8 protein-coding genes and 2 pseudogenes are annotated in these 15,569 nt (G+C 58.4%); 1 reads left to right on the forward strand and 9 read right to left on the reverse strand.

Translation table 11 applies throughout. From position 1 onward, the window contains the following. Positions 1–94 precede the first annotated feature (94 nt). From ispG to JNO11_RS14385, 7 genes and pseudogenes are all read right to left on the reverse strand, one after another. Positions 95–1,216 (reverse strand): flavodoxin-dependent (E)-4-hydroxy-3-methylbut-2-enyl-diphosphate synthase, encoded by a 1,122-nt coding sequence (gene ispG, locus JNO11_RS14355; protein ID WP_003848692.1) that lies wholly within the window; start codon positions 1,214–1,216, stop codon positions 95–97. A 37-nt stretch (positions 1,217–1,253) separates the two neighbouring features. After that, a complete protein-coding gene (rodZ, locus tag JNO11_RS14360) occupies positions 1,254–2,273 on the reverse strand; it encodes a cytoskeleton protein RodZ (protein WP_052271659.1) in 1,020 nt (339 codons plus the stop codon). After that, positions 2,263–2,997, reverse strand: a complete 735-nt coding sequence (gene pilW, locus JNO11_RS14365; protein WP_325177443.1) for a type IV pilus biogenesis/stability protein PilW — start codon at positions 2,995–2,997, stop codon at positions 2,263–2,265. Before pilW ends, rodZ begins: the two co-directional genes overlap by 11 nt. A gap of 80 nt (positions 2,998–3,077) precedes the next feature. After that, the gene (locus tag JNO11_RS14370) at positions 3,078–4,247 is read right to left on the reverse strand and encodes a bifunctional tRNA (adenosine(37)-C2)-methyltransferase TrmG/ribosomal RNA large subunit methyltransferase RlmN (RefSeq protein WP_010257560.1); all 1,170 of its coding nucleotides are present in this window, start codon (positions 4,245–4,247) and stop codon (positions 3,078–3,080) included. A gap of 187 nt (positions 4,248–4,434) precedes the next feature. Next, the gene (ndk, locus tag JNO11_RS14375) at positions 4,435–4,866 is read right to left on the reverse strand and encodes a nucleoside-diphosphate kinase (RefSeq protein WP_003848684.1); all 432 of its coding nucleotides are present in this window, start codon (positions 4,864–4,866) and stop codon (positions 4,435–4,437) included. A gap of 152 nt (positions 4,867–5,018) precedes the next feature. Then, positions 5,019–7,316 carry a peptidoglycan glycosyltransferase PbpC gene (gene pbpC / locus JNO11_RS14380; protein ID WP_346267498.1) on the reverse strand — a complete coding sequence of 766 codons (2,298 nt, stop codon included), beginning with the start codon at positions 7,314–7,316 and terminating at the stop codon, positions 5,019–5,021. Positions 7,317–7,381: 65 nt separating this feature from the next. After that, positions 7,382–12,279: pseudogene (locus tag JNO11_RS14385) on the reverse strand (alpha-2-macroglobulin). Between the two features lie 146 nt (positions 12,280–12,425). On the opposite strand from JNO11_RS14385, the gene sseA reads away from it, so the two are divergent. Continuing rightward, on the forward strand, positions 12,426–13,268 hold the full coding sequence (gene sseA / locus JNO11_RS14390) for a 3-mercaptopyruvate sulfurtransferase (RefSeq protein WP_010257579.1): 843 nt from the start codon (positions 12,426–12,428) through the stop codon (positions 13,266–13,268). 41 nt (positions 13,269–13,309) lie between these two features. Here sseA and sseB read toward each other — a convergent pair. Together sseB and pepB are read right to left on the reverse strand one after the other, a co-directional pair. Beyond that, a pseudogene (sseB, locus tag JNO11_RS14395) lies at positions 13,310–14,075 on the reverse strand (enhanced serine sensitivity protein SseB). Between the two features lie 46 nt (positions 14,076–14,121). Continuing rightward, positions 14,122–15,408 (reverse strand): aminopeptidase PepB, encoded by a 1,287-nt coding sequence (pepB, locus tag JNO11_RS14400; protein WP_325177445.1) that lies wholly within the window; start codon positions 15,406–15,408, stop codon positions 14,122–14,124. Positions 15,409–15,569: the final 161 nt, after the last annotated feature.

A 15,569-nucleotide genomic window follows, 5' to 3' on the forward strand; every position in this document is an offset into this window, starting at 1 on the left:
TAATGCAAAAAAACCTGTCCGGCATCATACCTTATGAGGATGAAACCGCACAGGTTCAGTCAAAAAAAGTCACGCACGCAAACCGCGTACGCCATTATTTTTCCAGATGCTGCACATCAATACGGCGACTGGCATCCAGCATCGACGCTTTAGCACGAATGCGCGCTTCCAGCTGATCGATCATGTCATTGTTGTCGAGACGATCGCGCTGACGCACACCATCTTCGTAGAAACCACTCTTCTTGCTGCCGCCGGTCACGCCCAGCGTAGAGAGGGTCGCCTCGCCAGGTCCGTTGACCACGCAGCCGATAATGGAGACATCCATCGGGGTGATGAGGTCTTCCAGACGCTGCTCCAGCGCGTTGACCGTGCCGATAACGTCGAACTCCTGACGTGAGCAGGTCGGACAGGCGATGAAGTTGATGCCACGAGAACGGATGCGCAGTGACTTGAGGATATCGAAACCGACTTTGACTTCTTCTACCGGATCGGCGGCCAGCGAGATACGCAGCGTATCGCCGATCCCTTCTGACAGCAGCAGACCCAGTCCAATCGCCGATTTCACTGCGCCAGCCCGCGCGCCGCCCGCTTCGGTGATACCGAGATGCAGTGGCTGTTCAATCTGTTTCGCCAGCAGACGATAAGATTCAACCGCGAGGAAGACGTCAGAAGCTTTGACGCTGACTTTGAATTGATCGAAGTTAAGACGGTCGAGATGATCGACATGGCGCATGGCAGATTCCAGCAGCGCCTGCGGCGTCGGCTCGCCATACTTTTCCTGCAGATCTTTCTCCAGCGAACCGGCGTTCACGCCAATTCGAATCGGAATATTGTTGTCGCGCGCGCAGTCGACCACCATACGGATGCGCTCATTGTTCCCGATATTACCGGGATTGATGCGCAGGCAGTCGACGCCATACTCGGCGACTTTCAGGGCGATGCGGTAGTCAAAATGAATATCTGCAACCAGCGGGACGTTTACCTGCTGTTTGATCAGTCTGAATGCTTCTGCGGCATCCATGGTAGGCACCGAGATACGAACGATATCGACACCGACTCGCTCAAGGGCTTTGATCTGATTTACCGTCGCCTCCACGTCAGTGGTGCGGGTGTTGGTCATCGACTGGACAGCGATGGGTGCGCCGTCACCGACCGGCACCTTGCCGACGTAAATGCGTTTGGATTTACGACGGATAATGGGTGCTTCGTTATGCATATTTCTTCTCCACAATTGCCCGGTACGCGATACGCTGTTATTGCGCACCCAACGTCAGGCGAGCAACCTGGTTATTACGGATAAAACGACTTAAATCAACGGGCTGATTCTGATATTGCACCTGAACAGCGGAAGGCGCGCCAATTTTCAGACGATACGGAGGCGTTCCTGCGAGGCTGAGTTTACCACCACTGCGCTGAATGCCGCTGAACAGTTTTTTGCCGGTGGCATCGCTCACTTCCAGCCAGCAGTCGGCGTTAAAGGTCATCACCACCGCATTAGGGTCAGCAGCCGGTTCACTGACCGCCGCTGCACCTACTGGCATCTGAGGTGCCGTGCTGGTATTGGTATTCGTGTTCGCGGCCGCAGGTGCAGCCGCTGAGTTGTCCACGGGCGCCTGGCTCGGTGAAACCACGGCATTGCTGGTGGTATCCGGCTGTGCGGTGGTCGCGCTATTGCTGCCAGTGGCGGCCGGAGCCGCACTCGCTGGCGCACTGGCTGCGCTGTTGTCACTGGTGGTATTGCTTTCGTCAGGTGCGGCAGGTGCCGCGCTGTCACCGCTGGATTCACCCAGCGGAATCGACTGGCCGCTATCACCGCTGCTGCTGTTCTGATCGGTCATCGGCACCAGATCATCCTGCGACTCTTTATGATTCTGCCACCACCAGGCACCGGTCAGGCCCACCACCACAAACACCACCAGCCAGGTGAAAATCATCAACCAGCCGTCGCGTTTCTTGCGGCGTTTGCCCAGCGAGAAACTTTGCATCGGCTCGATCTTTGAAGCCCGAATCGGTGTCTGTTTCGCCATCATCGGCAGCAGTTCCTCTTCAGGAATGTGCACCAGACGCGCGTAGGAGCGAATGTATCCGCGCAGGAACGTGGAGGCCAGATCGGCAGGCGATTTGTCTTCCTCGATATCACGCACGGTAGAAAGTTTCAGGCACAGGCGTTCAGCGACGTTCTGCTGCGTCAGCCCCATCTGCTCACGGGCCAGACGCAGGCGTTCACCTGTTGAATGTAATGCAGAGTTTTCTTGAGTGGCTTCAGTATTCATTAGCTAAATAACGCTGGTACTGTATCGATTGCGGAAAACGTCGCGCTAACTGGTCGCCATAACGTGAAACGTCAGCGGCATCTCCCTGTAGCGCGGCGAAACGTAAGTGTAACGCCAGACTTCGTGCCGTTGCGGGCAGCTGTTGCTGGTAAACATCAAGCAAAACCTGCACCTTCGCCAGATGGTTATCTGCCATCTGCTTTTCAGCTTCCGACAGCAGCGAATCAGCTTTGCGTCTGTCAGCCTCAATGGCCTGGCGTAGTGTCCTGCGGGCAGCGGCAATATCGCCAGCCTGCAGATAACAAAACCCTGCCAGTTCAAGCGCGTCATTGCGTACATCAAACTGCGGTGCTGCGCTTGCCCGACTAAACTGTTGATGCGCTTCGCCATACTGCCTTAAAGCGCAGAGAAACGCACCGTAATTGTTAGCAACAAAACCATTATCCGGGGCCTGCTGCTGTGCCAGTATAAACCGTGCCTGCGCCGCTGTCTGATTACCCTGCTTCTGCGCCAGTCGAGCCAGCGCAAGCGAGACCCGGTAATCCTCTGGCGCGGCGGCCTGTGCCCGCAGAAAGTTTCGCTCAGCTGCGGCATAGTCGCCACCCGCCAGATAGTGCATCCCTAACTGCAGACGCACCTCTTCTGCTCCGGGTTCGTGATGCTGGCTGACACACCCGCTTACAACAAACAGCGCCAGTAAAACTGCAGGTAATCCGTTACGCATAATCGTTTCCATCCGGTTGACGTTGACAGGCTGCAGCCTGCCACGCGTCATCACTTCAGGAAACGCTCTGAGTCACTCTTCTAGAGAGCCTTCACAGAGATGGCTTCACCCGCCATTTTTTTACGCATCGTACGCTTGGTACGGTCGATCACCTCACCGGCTAACTGACCACAGGCGGCATCGATATCGTCGCCACGGGTTTTACGCACGATGGTCGTAAAACCATAGTCCATCAGGACTTTGGAGAAACGATCGATGCGGCTATTGGAGCTACGGCCATAAGGCGCGCCCGGGAAGGGGTTCCAGGGGATCAGGTTGATTTTACACGGTGTTTCTTTCAGTAATGCGGCGAGTTCATGCGCATCATCTGTGCTGTCATTGACGTGATCCAGCAACACATACTCAATGGTCACGCGTCCCTGATTGGCGTTGGATTTGCCAATGTAGCGTTTCACCGCCGCCAGGAAGGTTTCGATATTGTACTTTTTGTTGATCGGGACAATATCATCACGCAACTTATCGTTAGGCGCGTGCAGGGAAATCGCCAGCGCGACGTCGATCATATCGCCCAGTTTATCCAGCGCGGGCACCACACCCGAAGTGGAGAGGGTCACGCGACGCTTCGACAGACCAAAACCGAAGTCATCCAGCATGATCTCCATCGCCGGGACCACGTTATTGAGGTTGAGCAGCGGCTCGCCCATGCCCATCATCACCACGTTGGTGATAGGACGCTGGCCGGTGATTTTCGCTGCGCCGACAATTTTTGCCGCGCGCCACACCTGACCAATAATTTCTGACACCCGCAGGTTACGGTTAAAGCCCTGCTGTGCGGTCGAACAGAATTTACACTCCAGCGCACAACCCACCTGTGAAGAGACACAGAGCGTGGCGCGGTCCCCTTCCGGGATATAGACCGTTTCCACCAGCTGGTCGCCCACGCGAATGGCCCATTTGATGGTGCCGTCGGTAGAGCGCATCTCTTCTGCCACTTCTGGCGCACGGATCTCCGTCAGCTCCATCAGCCGGTTACGCAGCTTTTTGTTGATGTCGGTCATCTGCTCGAAGTCATCGCAGCAGTAGTGATAAATCCACTTCATGACCTGATCGGCGCGGAAAGGCTTTTCGCCCAGCGACAGGAAGAATTCGCGCATCTGCTGACGGTTGAGATCCAGCAGGTTTATTTTCTGGCTTTTGGGGGAGACGACAATAGGGGATGCTGACGCGGACGTCACAATCTGTTCGGACATAATATTCTCTGGCCTCGTTGTTACACGTTATGGCGCTGTTCAGGGATAGGTGAAAAAAATTGCGCCTTCATTAAGCTGAGTCAATGAAGGCGCAATATTGTACAACATCTGCAGCCTGATAACAGGCGGGAGTGACCTCCCCTACGCAGATTTTTGTAAAGCCGACGTAACGTTTATCGCCAGGCGATTAACGGGTACGTGGGCAGATCTCGTTTTCGCCAAAGAAATAAGCGATTTCGCGGGCAGCGGATTCAGCAGAATCTGAACCGTGCGTGGCGTTTTCGGTGAAGCTGTCAGCGTAGTCAGCACGCAGTGTGCCAGCCAGTGCGTTTGCCGGGTTAGTGGCACCCATCAGGTCACGGTGACGCTGAACGGCATTTTCACCTTCCAGCACGGAAACAACAACCGGGCCAGAGGTCATGAATTCAACCAGACCATCGAAGAATGGCTTGCCCTGGTGCTCAGCGTAAAAACCTTCAGCCTGCTCTTTGCTCAGCTGCAGCATTTTTGCGCCAACGATTTTGAAGCCAGCGCTTTCAAAACGGTTGTAGATAGCACCAATCACATTTTTAGCGACGGCGTTTGGCTTGATGATAGAAAAAGTACGTTCGATTGCCATGATGACCTCTGTCTTGACGTTCTGAAGAAACCGGTGGCGTCCGCCCCGGTTAAGAAACGGCGCCGATTATAGGGGCTGAGTCCGGCATTGCCTATCAGAGATCCCTAATTTGATGAAAAATCTTGATCTGAGTCGAAGCAGACGCGCCATAGTTATGATTTAGCGCAAAAAATCGTCAGCCCCGGCTGAAGGTGACCGAGACAAGTTCCCCCCTCTTCATCCATCACCACCAGCTGATACTCGCCCGGATGATCGAGCTGCAGCGACAGGCTGTCTGCGGCGTTCTGCGTTATCAGAGGCTCACCATTCAGGAACCACCAGCGCTGTGTGCCCTGCCCTCCCTGCACCGCGACCGGCATCGTCAGCGCGCTCCTGCCCGGCAGCGGCCTGACAATTTGCCCCTCAATCACGCCGGTGACGATCAACGGTGCGCTGCTGCCCTGCTGTAACGGCGGACACCGGGCATCGACAGGGGGCAGACGTTGCGCCCGCCGCTCCTGAGGCGGCAGCCAGGCTTCCAGCGGCAGCGGCCAGACCAGCCGTTCATGGCGGGTGGCGCCGGGGCAATCAGCTGCGACGCGCAGTCCCTGCGCATTCTGCCAGTAGCCCAGGCGTAATCCGCTGAGGCTCTCCTGACCGGGAGCCAGCAATGTAGGCGGCAGCGTGTCGGCGGCAACCCAGCTTTGCCGCCGCTGGCGACAGCTTTCGTCTCCGGCGGGCAACGGCTGACCGCCAGGCCAGCAAATGCTCGCCACCGTCACCGAGGCCGGGCGCGGATCGCCCGGAACGTCACGTCTGCCAAGGCGACTCATCAGCAGGCTGTTGATCTGATTCATGACGGGCACGGCAGAGGCAAAACCAAACTGCCCGGCAACCGGCGTCGCATCCGGTCTTCCGACCCAGACGCCAATCAGATAACGGGGATTGATCCCCACCGACCAGGCGTCGCGGTAGCCATAACTGGTGCCGGTTTTCCAGGCCAGTGGCACCACATCGGGTACGCTGCCATTGCCCGCGGGCTGCGCTTCCCCGGCCAGGATACGCCGGATGATCCACGCCGACGCAGGCGAAAGCAGCGGCCGCTGCTGTAAGGGTTGATCGGGCATCCAGCGCAGCTGGCCGGCGTTGCCGTGGCGAGCAAAGGCGCTGTAGGCAGCCACGATCTCATCCATGCGCGCTCCGGTGCCGCCGAGAATCAGGGAAAGATTAGGTTCAGCGCCGGGGGGAAAACGCAAGTTCAGACCGACATTGCGCAGGCGCGCTGCAACGTTTTTCGGCCCCAGCGCCTCCAGAAGCTGCACCGCAGGCAGATTCAGCGACCGCACCAGTGCGTCACTGGCGCTGACCGGCCCGTGAAATCCGGTATCGAAGTTGCCTGGCCGGTAATCACCAAAGCGACGCGGCACATCCTGCAGCAGTGATTCAGCATGAATCAGCCCCTCATCCAGCGCCATGCCGTAAATAAAGGGTTTTAACACCGAGCCTGGTGAACGCACGCTGGCGATCATATCCACATGGCCAAAACGGCTGTCATCGGTAAAGTCAGCCGAGCCGACATAGCCGCGAACCGCCATGGTGGTGTGATCCACCACCAGCATCGCCAGCGAGGTGCGTGGAGGAAGCTGATTTTTAACATTCAGCGCCAGGCTTTCCAGTTCGCGCTGCAGTGAGGGGTCAAGCGTAGAGACAATCTTATCGCTGTGGCTGATCGACAGCAGTCGCCGGGCCAGCAGCGGCGCCATCTGTGGCATCTGGCGCGGCGGCAGCCACACCGGCTCCTGACGGATTTCCGCCACCTGTTCAGCAGACCAGATGCGGTATTCCGCCAGCCGATCCAGCACTTTGTTGCGTGCGGCTTCTGCCCGCTCAGGCCAGCGATCGGGCCGCAGACGGCTGGGTGCCTGCGGCAAAACGGCCAGCAGCGCCGCCTCGCCCGGCGTCAGCTGTGACGGGGCTTTTCCCAGCCAGCTCCAGCTGGCCGCGCCCACCCCTTCCAGCGTGCCGCCAAAGGGCGCACGGTTAAGGTAGAGCGTCAGGATGTCTCGTTTGGAAAGATGCCACTCCAGCTGCAGCGCCCGCCACGCCTGAATCAGCTTGCCGCGCAGCGTTCGGGGTTGCGGGTCGATAAGGCGTGCCACCTGCATGGTCAGCGTGCTGCCTCCGGAAATCACGCTCTGATGGCGCAGATCCTGCCAGGCGGCGCGCAGCAGAGCCAGGGGATTGATGCCAGGGTGATACCAGAACCAGCGATCTTCGTAGGTCAGCAGCGCCTGCAGATAGGCCGGAGCCACCTCCTCTGGCGTGACCGGATAGCGCCAGATCCCCTTGCTGTCAGCAAAGCGCCACAATGGTGTACCGTCGCTGGCAACAACCACCCGCGCAGGCTGCACCTGTTTAAGCGGCAACGGGAAAAGCCGATCCAGCCCCCATATCGCCAGCCACAGCGCCAGAAAAAAGCGGCAGCGCGAGCCACCACTTTTTTGATGCTGCTGACGTTTACCACGCGTCGCGTCACTTACTGAATATGCAGCTGTGACGGCGTGCTGCCGGTGGCGCGCCACTCCGGCACATACATCGACTCGACCTGCGGTGGTGGCATCAGATAGCGCCCCGGTGTGACCGCCCGCGCCAGGTAGACCAGCGTCGCGGGACGATAAGTATCCACCGCCAGTGCCGCCACAAAGCGATCGTCACGGAACTCAATGTGTCTGATGTCAGCCTGCTGCATGTCACCCATGCTCTCCTTCAGCGCATCCGCACTGTCGCCGAGGCTGGCGCTGCTGTCTGCCAGGTTCTGGTTTTCCAGCTCCAGACCGGCAGGCAGCAGATCCACCACCAGCGCATCGGTGATGCTGCGCTTCGACGAAACGGTCAGACGCACCACCAGCAACTCGCCGCTGCGCAGATTGCTGAGATCGGCGGCTTTGCCATCCAGCGTAAAGTATTCACGTTTTATCCCGAGCACATTGCTCTCCGGCTGTGGCGCGGCCAGCGGATAACCGGTGACATCCAGACGACCATACAGCGGCGCACTGCCCGGATTACTGATGACTAAGCCCTGCAACAGTCGTTCAGCCCCCAGCCCTTTATTCAGTGGCGCATCGCCCTGCAGAGGCTGTGCATTGCCCGACAGTTGCGCCTGCCAGCTTCCGCCCTGCGCACGCTGCAGCGTATGCGCCGCTAAATAGAGCGCGTTATTCTCCTGAGTCGAGAACCAGCGCTTGCCGTTGACCTCTTTTGACAGCGACAGCAGCAGACTATTCTGCAAATCAGGCTGCAGCTTATTCTCTGCTAACAGGGCTATCATCATCCCCTCATCGCGCACCGTGCTGCCATAGTCGCCATACCACTCTTTATCTGAGCGCGTCAGACTGGCACCCTGCATGATCGCAAGCGATGCGCGCTGCCCGTCACCCATCAGCTTCAGCGCTACGCCAAGCTGCATCAGCGCCAGGCCGGAGCGGGCCTTCTCACGCTTTTCATACAATGCGCGCAGCGCACCCAGCGGCGCACGCTGCTGACGCGCCAGCACCAGTCCGGCGTAAGCCTGCACGCTGAACTGCAGCGCGGCGTTGTTATCACTGCCGCCGCCGCTGATCTGCGCGGGATCCTGCAGATAGCGCAGCAGCCGTGCGTTAGCGCGGTCAACGATATTATCCGGCAGCGCATAGCCCGCCTCGCTGGCGCGAAGCAGGAAATCGGTCACGTAAGGCGTCAGCCAGAACTCCTCCTCACTCTGCTTGTCCCACAGCCCGAAGCTGCCGTTGGCCCGCTGCATGCCCGCCAGACGGGCAATGCCGGTGTCGACGGCGGCCCGGCGCGCCTCATCACTGCTGGTTTTTATCCCCATCGCGGTCAGCTCGGCATGGCTGGTGTAGAGCGACGGCCAGAGGCCGCTGGTGGTCTGTTCCAGACAGCCGTAGGGATAGGCATAAAGCGCACTGATATAGCTGGCGATATTGAGCGGCGGACGATTGCTCAGCGTCAGCTGTCCACTCAGGGTCTGAGCATCCAGGCCGGTAAACGCGGTTGCCGCGACCTGCCAGGGCTGATCGGAATTGATGACGGCATCGAAATTCAGTGTCCGGGCCGGATAAGGTGGTCTGACGCCGATTTTCCACTGCTGTTTGCTGGGCTTCACCTGCTCGCCCGGCAGGTTCAGACCGGAAATCTGCACGGCGACCTCACCATCACCAAAGCCGGTTTTCGCCGTGACCGGAATCTGAAGTGTGGTACGTGCGCCTTTGGCCAGCGTCACGCTCTGGCTGGCAGCCCCGGCCAGATCCACTAAGCCACTGCTGCTCAGATCCACCTTCAGGGTTTGCGGCAGATCGGTCAGGTTAGTGAGATCCAGCGCCAGTGAGGCTGTATCGCCGCTGGCAAGGAAGCGCGGGGTGGCCAGTTCGCTGATCAGCGGCGCCGCGACCACCAGTTTACGTTCGGCCGCGCCGAAGCTGTCGTCGCTCCATGCCTGGGTCATCAGCCGCAGTTCACCGTTAAAGGTCGGGATCGGCAGCGTAATCGACCCGTTGCCCTCTTTATCCAGCGTGACTGCCTGTAACTGCTGCGCCACGATATTGACGTGCGTCACCGGCTTTTTGCCGCCGCGCGTCATCGATTCATCTTCGCCATCACCACCAAAACGCAGTGCCGCGAGCCGGCCACCGCCTTCGATCAGCTGGCCAAAGACGTCGTACTGATCGACGTTATAGCGTTTACGGCCAAAAAACGCCTGCCACGGATCGGGGGGTTTTATAATCCGTGACGCTCAGAACGCCGCTGTCCACTGCTGACAGCAGTACATTCACTTTTTCAGGCAGCGGGCCGCCGTCACGACTGGCGTGGACTTTTACCGTCAGGCGTTGCTCAGGACGGATTTTATCGGGCGCATCCAGCGTCAGATTTAAGCGGCGCGCCTCCGTCGCCATCGGCAGATGCAACAGCCCCACCGCGCGTTTTGGCGTTGCGCCACTGACCTTATCGCCGTCACGCACCACGATGGCGCTGAAGTAGAGATCGTGACGCTGCCAGCTCTCAGCAACAGGGACATCCACCGTTGTGCCGCCCTTTGGTACGGTCAGTGGCTGCCACCAGAGCGTGCCGCTGCTCGACTCCACCATCAGGTAACCTTTACCGGCCGCCGGTGACTCAACCTGCAGATGCACGGTATCGCCCGGCTGGTAAGCCGCTTTATCCAGCTTCAGTCTGACCTGATCCGGGCGCAATGCCCCCCGTGCCGTTGGTGTTATCCTGCCAGTCATAACCCGCCTGGAACCGGACGCTGCTGACGATCTTCTCGCCCGCCTGCACTTCCAGCCGGTAGTGGCCCCACTCGACCGGGAAGCTGACTTTGGTGCTGCCATCAGCCGGGACAGAGATGGCGCGTTCATCTTCCTGCAGATCCTTGTCGCTATACTGCGACTGCCAGCCTTCGCTGTCAGAGAAGCTCCAGTAGTAATCATGGCGTTCACGGATCAGGCGAACATCCAGCTTCTCTGCCGCCAGTTTTTTGCCCTGACTGTTGGCATAGACAATGTCGAATTCGGCCAGGCTCTGTTCCGGCACGGTCGGCTCATCGTGATAGCTGTCACTGCGGTAGTCATAAACCGCCTTGTTACCAAACAGCGGCCGGATACCCGGCAGCGCTTCAGCGGGCCAGATGGCCTGGGTGGCACGACGGGTGACCGGACGTCCGCCGGTTTCCAGCAGGCTGGCCTGCAGGATCAGATTGAGCGGGGAGTGGAGCTGATCCCACTGATTTTCTACCGTGAGTTGTGCTTTACCGCTGGCGTCGAGCTTGAGATCCACCTCATCCAGCGTGCGCTTTAACCCCTCTTCGGTGATGTCACCAAACTGGTAGCCTGGCAGTGCAGTCACCGCCTCGCGTGCCGGTCGCAGATAGAGTTGACCCTGTAGCGTGTTACCTGCTGCCGGGGTGCCATAGAGATAGCGCCCCTCAATACCGAACTCAACACTGGCATCAGCGGCCTGTGGCTGAGGGTCATTTTTCAGGGTTAACGCCATACGCTCCGGCAGAAAATCTTCGACGTGAAACTTCCACTCTCGCTTGAGGTTATCGCCGGTATTCAGTCGCAACATCCAGTCGCCGGTCATGGCCGATGCGGGCAGCGCCAGTCGCTGCTGGTAGAATCCCGCTTCAGGCTGCCAGACTAAAGTCCGCATCACCTGGCCATCGGGCTGCACCAGCTCCGCTTTGATCGGCTGCGCGGGCAAGGGGTGTCCGTCGGCATCGCGAAGCAGCGCATTCACGATGACCGTTTCGCCAGGACGATAGATATCGCGCGGACCAAAAACAAACAGCTGTTTGTCATAGCCCTGCGGCCCCGCGACCGGGAATTCAGCGAGATCCAGCGCCGGACGCGCCAGGTCGATCATTGAGGTCTGTTCTCCCTGAATTGCCAGCAGGAGCTTGCCTTTTTCATCCGCCTTGAGGCTCAGATGACCGGTGCTGTCACTGGTACCGCTTTGCAGCACCTGCCCCTTCTCATCCAGTAACCTGACGCTGACCCCGGAAAGCGGCTGACCGTCTGCCAGACTCTGGGCGAACAGTTCGAACCGGGTCGGGAAGCGATGCAGTGACAGGCCAATATCGCTGAGGGTGAAAAGCGTGGCGGGCTGGCTGTAGCGATAAGTACCGGCCTGCTTCATCACCGCCAGATAGACGCCCGGCTGCTGAAGTGCGGTAATGTCACGCATCGGCAGCTGCAATTTTTCACGCGTGTTACGCGCCGGGTTGAGCTCAAAGCGTCCGCTATAAACCAGCTGGCTGCTTTTCAGCAGCTCCTGCGACTGCCAGCTTGAGAGGTTGTTGCCGTAATTCCACTGCGAGAGAAATTCCGCCAGGCCGGCATTCTTTATCCGGAAGAAATCGACATCGACCTGGTCAACATTCAGCGCCAGCACCGGCAGTCCCTGGGTGATACGCAGCGGCAGCAGTGAACCGCGACTGGCAAAGCCCACCATCGGCTGGATATCACGGGTAGCGATTTTCTGACTGTAATCGGCGGCAAGCGTCTCTCCGCTGGCCGCGCGCAGTCCCGCATCCACCGTGACGGTGAAGTGACGCGACGGCTCGGGATGGCGGAAGCGCAACGTTTTGCGGTTAGCAGAAAGCTCCCAGCCGCCATCCACCCGGCCCTGTTTATCGTCGGTCAGCCTGACTTTTTGCGCGATATCCTGTTTATCATCCAGCGGCTGACTGAAGGTTAAGACCAGCGCAGCGGCATTATCGATCTGCAGTTCCGAGAGATCGATAATCGTCAGCGGTTTGCTGACCTGGGAGGTTGCGGGTGCTTCTGCCGCCTGGAGAGGCAAAACAGGTAACAGGGTCGCTGACAGCAGCGAGCCACCGATCAGCATGCTGAGCAGCAGCCGGGTATTGCGTTTCTTCATGGTAGTTCCTTCACCGGGACGCAGGGAGTGTCGTTTGATTACGCCGCGCAATTTCATATCAATGCTCGCATTTAATCAACGCTTCTCTTGAGATGGTGCGCACATTCCCTGACACTGGTATGACAGATTGCTGAGATGAGGTTGTTATGACGACGCCACTGTTTGTGTCCGCCGACTGGTTACAAGAGCACTACAACGATGAGCGGCTTCAAGTGCTGGATGCACGGTTGTTGCCACCCGGGATGGAAGCGGTTCGCGATATCCAGGCCGAATATCTGGCGGGTCACTTACCCGACGCCCCTTACTTCGATATTGAAGCGCTTTCCGATCACACCAGCCCTTACCCCCATATGCTGCCCCGCGCCGAAAGTTTTGCCGTCGCGATGCGTGAACTGGGTGTCAGCAGTGATAAGCACCTGGTGGTGTATGACGAGGGTAATCTCTTTTCTGCGCCACGCGCCTGGTGGATGCTGAAAACCTTTGGTGTGGCTCAGGTGTCGATTCTGGCCGGGGGCTTGCAGGGCTGGAAAGAAGCCGGTTTTGCGCTGGCAACCGGCGAAGTGAATCTGCCGGAAGGTGAGTTTGAGGCCCACGCAGATGAAAGCCGGGTGAAGCGCCTGACGGACGTACTGCTGATCAGCCATGAAGGCGGCGCACAGATTATTGATGCGCGTCCTGCCAATCGCTTTAACGCCGAAGTGGATGAACCACGTCCCGGATTGCATCGTGGCCATATTCCCAACAGCCTGAACGTGCCGTGGAACAGCCTGGTTGAACAGGGAAAACTCAAGCCGGAGGCGGAACTTCAGACGCTGTTTGCCGATGCGGGCGTCGATATTACCCAACCGGTGGTCGCCAGCTGTGGCTCAGGCGTGACGGCGGTGGTGGTGATTCTGGCGCTGACGGCGCTGGGCGCACGGGATGTCACGCTGTATGACGGATCCTGGGGCGAATGGGGCAGTCGCGACGACTTACCTATCGCGAAATAAAAAAACAGGCGGCCCATGAGCCGCCTGTTTACTTTGTTATCTCAGATAATCCGCTCACTGCCCTTGAAGTCCCGCAGGAAACTGCCCCAGCGACGCTCATAGAATGGCGTGATGTGGGCGGTAAAGAAGTGGCTGATGCCGCGATCGTTCAGCGTCACCTCACAGATATCAACCGGCGCATCGTCCGGCAGCGTATCGGTTGCCACGCTGCCCGCCGCCTGAATGATCGTCTCAATATTGCTGTCCGCTTCAATGCCAATCAGCAGATTGGGCGCTTCGTCAGCCCGCTCACGGATACTGGCGATAAACGCGCGACGCACCTGCTTATGCTTGCTGAAGAGCTGAGTCAGTGAGTCGATCATCTGCGCAGGGGGGTTCAGCCACCTCAGACAGCAATAGTGACTGTCCGCCTTCCAGCACGGTTTGCTGGCTTAGTGCACTGCCCTCTTCAGCCAGCAGATGGGTGATCTCGGCCGCAGTAAACTCTTTACCGGAAGGCAGTTTGGGATTGAGAAACAGCGTCTCGCCGCGCGTAATCTCAAACAGCGTCCGTACCGGCAGACGCAGCCAGGACTGCTCACCGCTCACCGCTTCACTCATCGCCTCTTCTGACGTGAAAAAAGGAATGATGCTGCTGCCATCCTCTTTTTCCCAGTGCTGCAGATCAACGGGCGTGCTGGCATCAAGCTGTTGCGTGGTGCTTTCACCTGGCACCCACGCATCAGATTCCAGCAGCAGCTGAAAAAATTCGGGCCGATGGGCAGGCTCAGTGGCCGCCAGCTTCAGCACCTCTTCAAGACGATTCATAGTTTTCCTTTGAACAGCGGCGGCATCAGCCACCGCTGAGATCGGCTTATTTCAGTAACAGATTGGCGATGGTACGCACGCCAAGACCTGTTGCACCCGCCGCCCACTGGTCAACTGCGCCTTTGCGATAGGTCGCGGAGCAGTCGATGTGCAGCCAGCCCTGCTGATAGTTACTGATGAAGTGTGACAGGAACGCTGCCGCGCTGCTGGCACCTGCCGCATGTGACGGGCTGGCGATGTTATTGAGATCGGCGAAGTTAGACGGCAGATGGCTGCGATGGAATTCGGCCAGCGGCAGACGCCAGAAAGGTTCGTTCTCACTCACCGCGCTGCCCATCAGCGACTGTGCCATCACATCATCAAAGGTAAACAGCGCATGGTAATCGTTGCCCAGCGCCGTCTTAGCCGCACCGGTCAGCGTCGCAGCATCGATGATCATCGTCGGGTTCTGCTCGCTGGCGTCGATTAAACCGTCGGCCAGGACCAGACGCCCTTCCGCATCGGTGTTCATCACTTCCACCGATTTACCGTTGCGATAGCGAATGATGTCGCCCAGTTTAAAGGCGTTGCTGCTGACCATATTATCGGCACAGCAGAGGTAGAGTTTGACGCGCTTGTTAAGACCGCGCGAAATCGCCATGGCCAGCGCGCCGGTGACGGTCGCCGCGCCGCCCATGTCAGATTTCATTGAGTCCATGAAGCTGCTCTGCTTCAGGCTGTAGCCACCGGTATCAAAGGTGATGCCTTTACCGACCAGACAGGCGTAGACCGGGGCATCGTCGTCGCCGGTCGGGTTGTAATCGAGCGCCAGAAATACCGGCGGACGATTTGAACCGCGTCCAACGGTGTGCAGGCCCATATACCCCTGTACCCTCAGATCGTCGCCTTTGGTGATGCGATAGCTGACGGCACTGCCGCCCACTTCACTGATCAGATCGACTGCATTGTGTGCCAGCTGTTCTGGCCCAAGATCTTCCGCAGGCAGGTTAATAACGTTGCGAACCCAGTCGATAATTTTCAGACGGCGATCAAACTCCGCCTGCTCATGTTCGCCCAGCGCCGGCCACTCAACCTGACGCTGACCTTTCGGACCACGGAAGCCCTGCCAGAATGCCCAGCACTGCTCAAGGTGCCAGCCTTCGCCGGTCAGCGCCACATGGCGGATCCCCTGGCTGTCGATTTTGTGAGCCGCACGCTGAATGATATTCAGCGCATCCGCGCCGGTCAGATGCAGTGTCATGCCGCTGTCGTTGCTGCTGAGAATCGCTTTTTCGCCCCAGCGCGCATCGGCGGGCTGGCTGCTAAGCGTAATATTCATGGGTTGTGTGGTCATCGAAAAGCTCCATAATCGTTATCTGTTTCATCCAGCCTGATTGTTATAACGGCTTTAATAAGATGTTAAATATAATTCGCAGAGAGACCTGATAACAGATTCCGTCAGGTGTTGCCAGCGAAGTGCAAATATAGGCGCAATTTCCGGACTATGACCGGATA

Origin of the sequence: Pantoea sp. 1B4, assembly GCF_016925765.1 — a bacterium.
GTDB lineage: Bacteria > Pseudomonadota > Gammaproteobacteria > Enterobacterales > Enterobacteriaceae > Pantoea > Pantoea agglomerans.

Excerpts from the sequence above, each read along its gene's own strand:
- ndk (WP_003848684.1), bottom strand. The coding sequence starts at position 4,866 with ATGGCAATCGAACGTACTTTTTCTATCATCAAGCCAAACGCCGTCGCT.
- pilW (WP_325177443.1), bottom strand. The coding sequence starts at position 2,997 with ATGCGTAACGGATTACCTGCAGTTTTACTGGCGCTGTTTGTTGTAAGC.
- sseA (WP_010257579.1), top strand. The coding sequence starts at position 12,426 with ATGACGACGCCACTGTTTGTGTCCGCCGACTGGTTACAAGAGCACTAC.
- pepB (WP_325177445.1), bottom strand. The coding sequence starts at position 15,408 with ATGACCACACAACCCATGAATATTACGCTTAGCAGCCAGCCCGCCGAT.
- ispG (WP_003848692.1), bottom strand. The coding sequence starts at position 1,216 with ATGCATAACGAAGCACCCATTATCCGTCGTAAATCCAAACGCATTTAC.
- JNO11_RS14370 (WP_010257560.1), bottom strand. The coding sequence starts at position 4,247 with ATGTCCGAACAGATTGTGACGTCCGCGTCAGCATCCCCTATTGTCGTC.
- rodZ (WP_052271659.1), bottom strand. The coding sequence starts at position 2,273 with ATGAATACTGAAGCCACTCAAGAAAACTCTGCATTACATTCAACAGGT.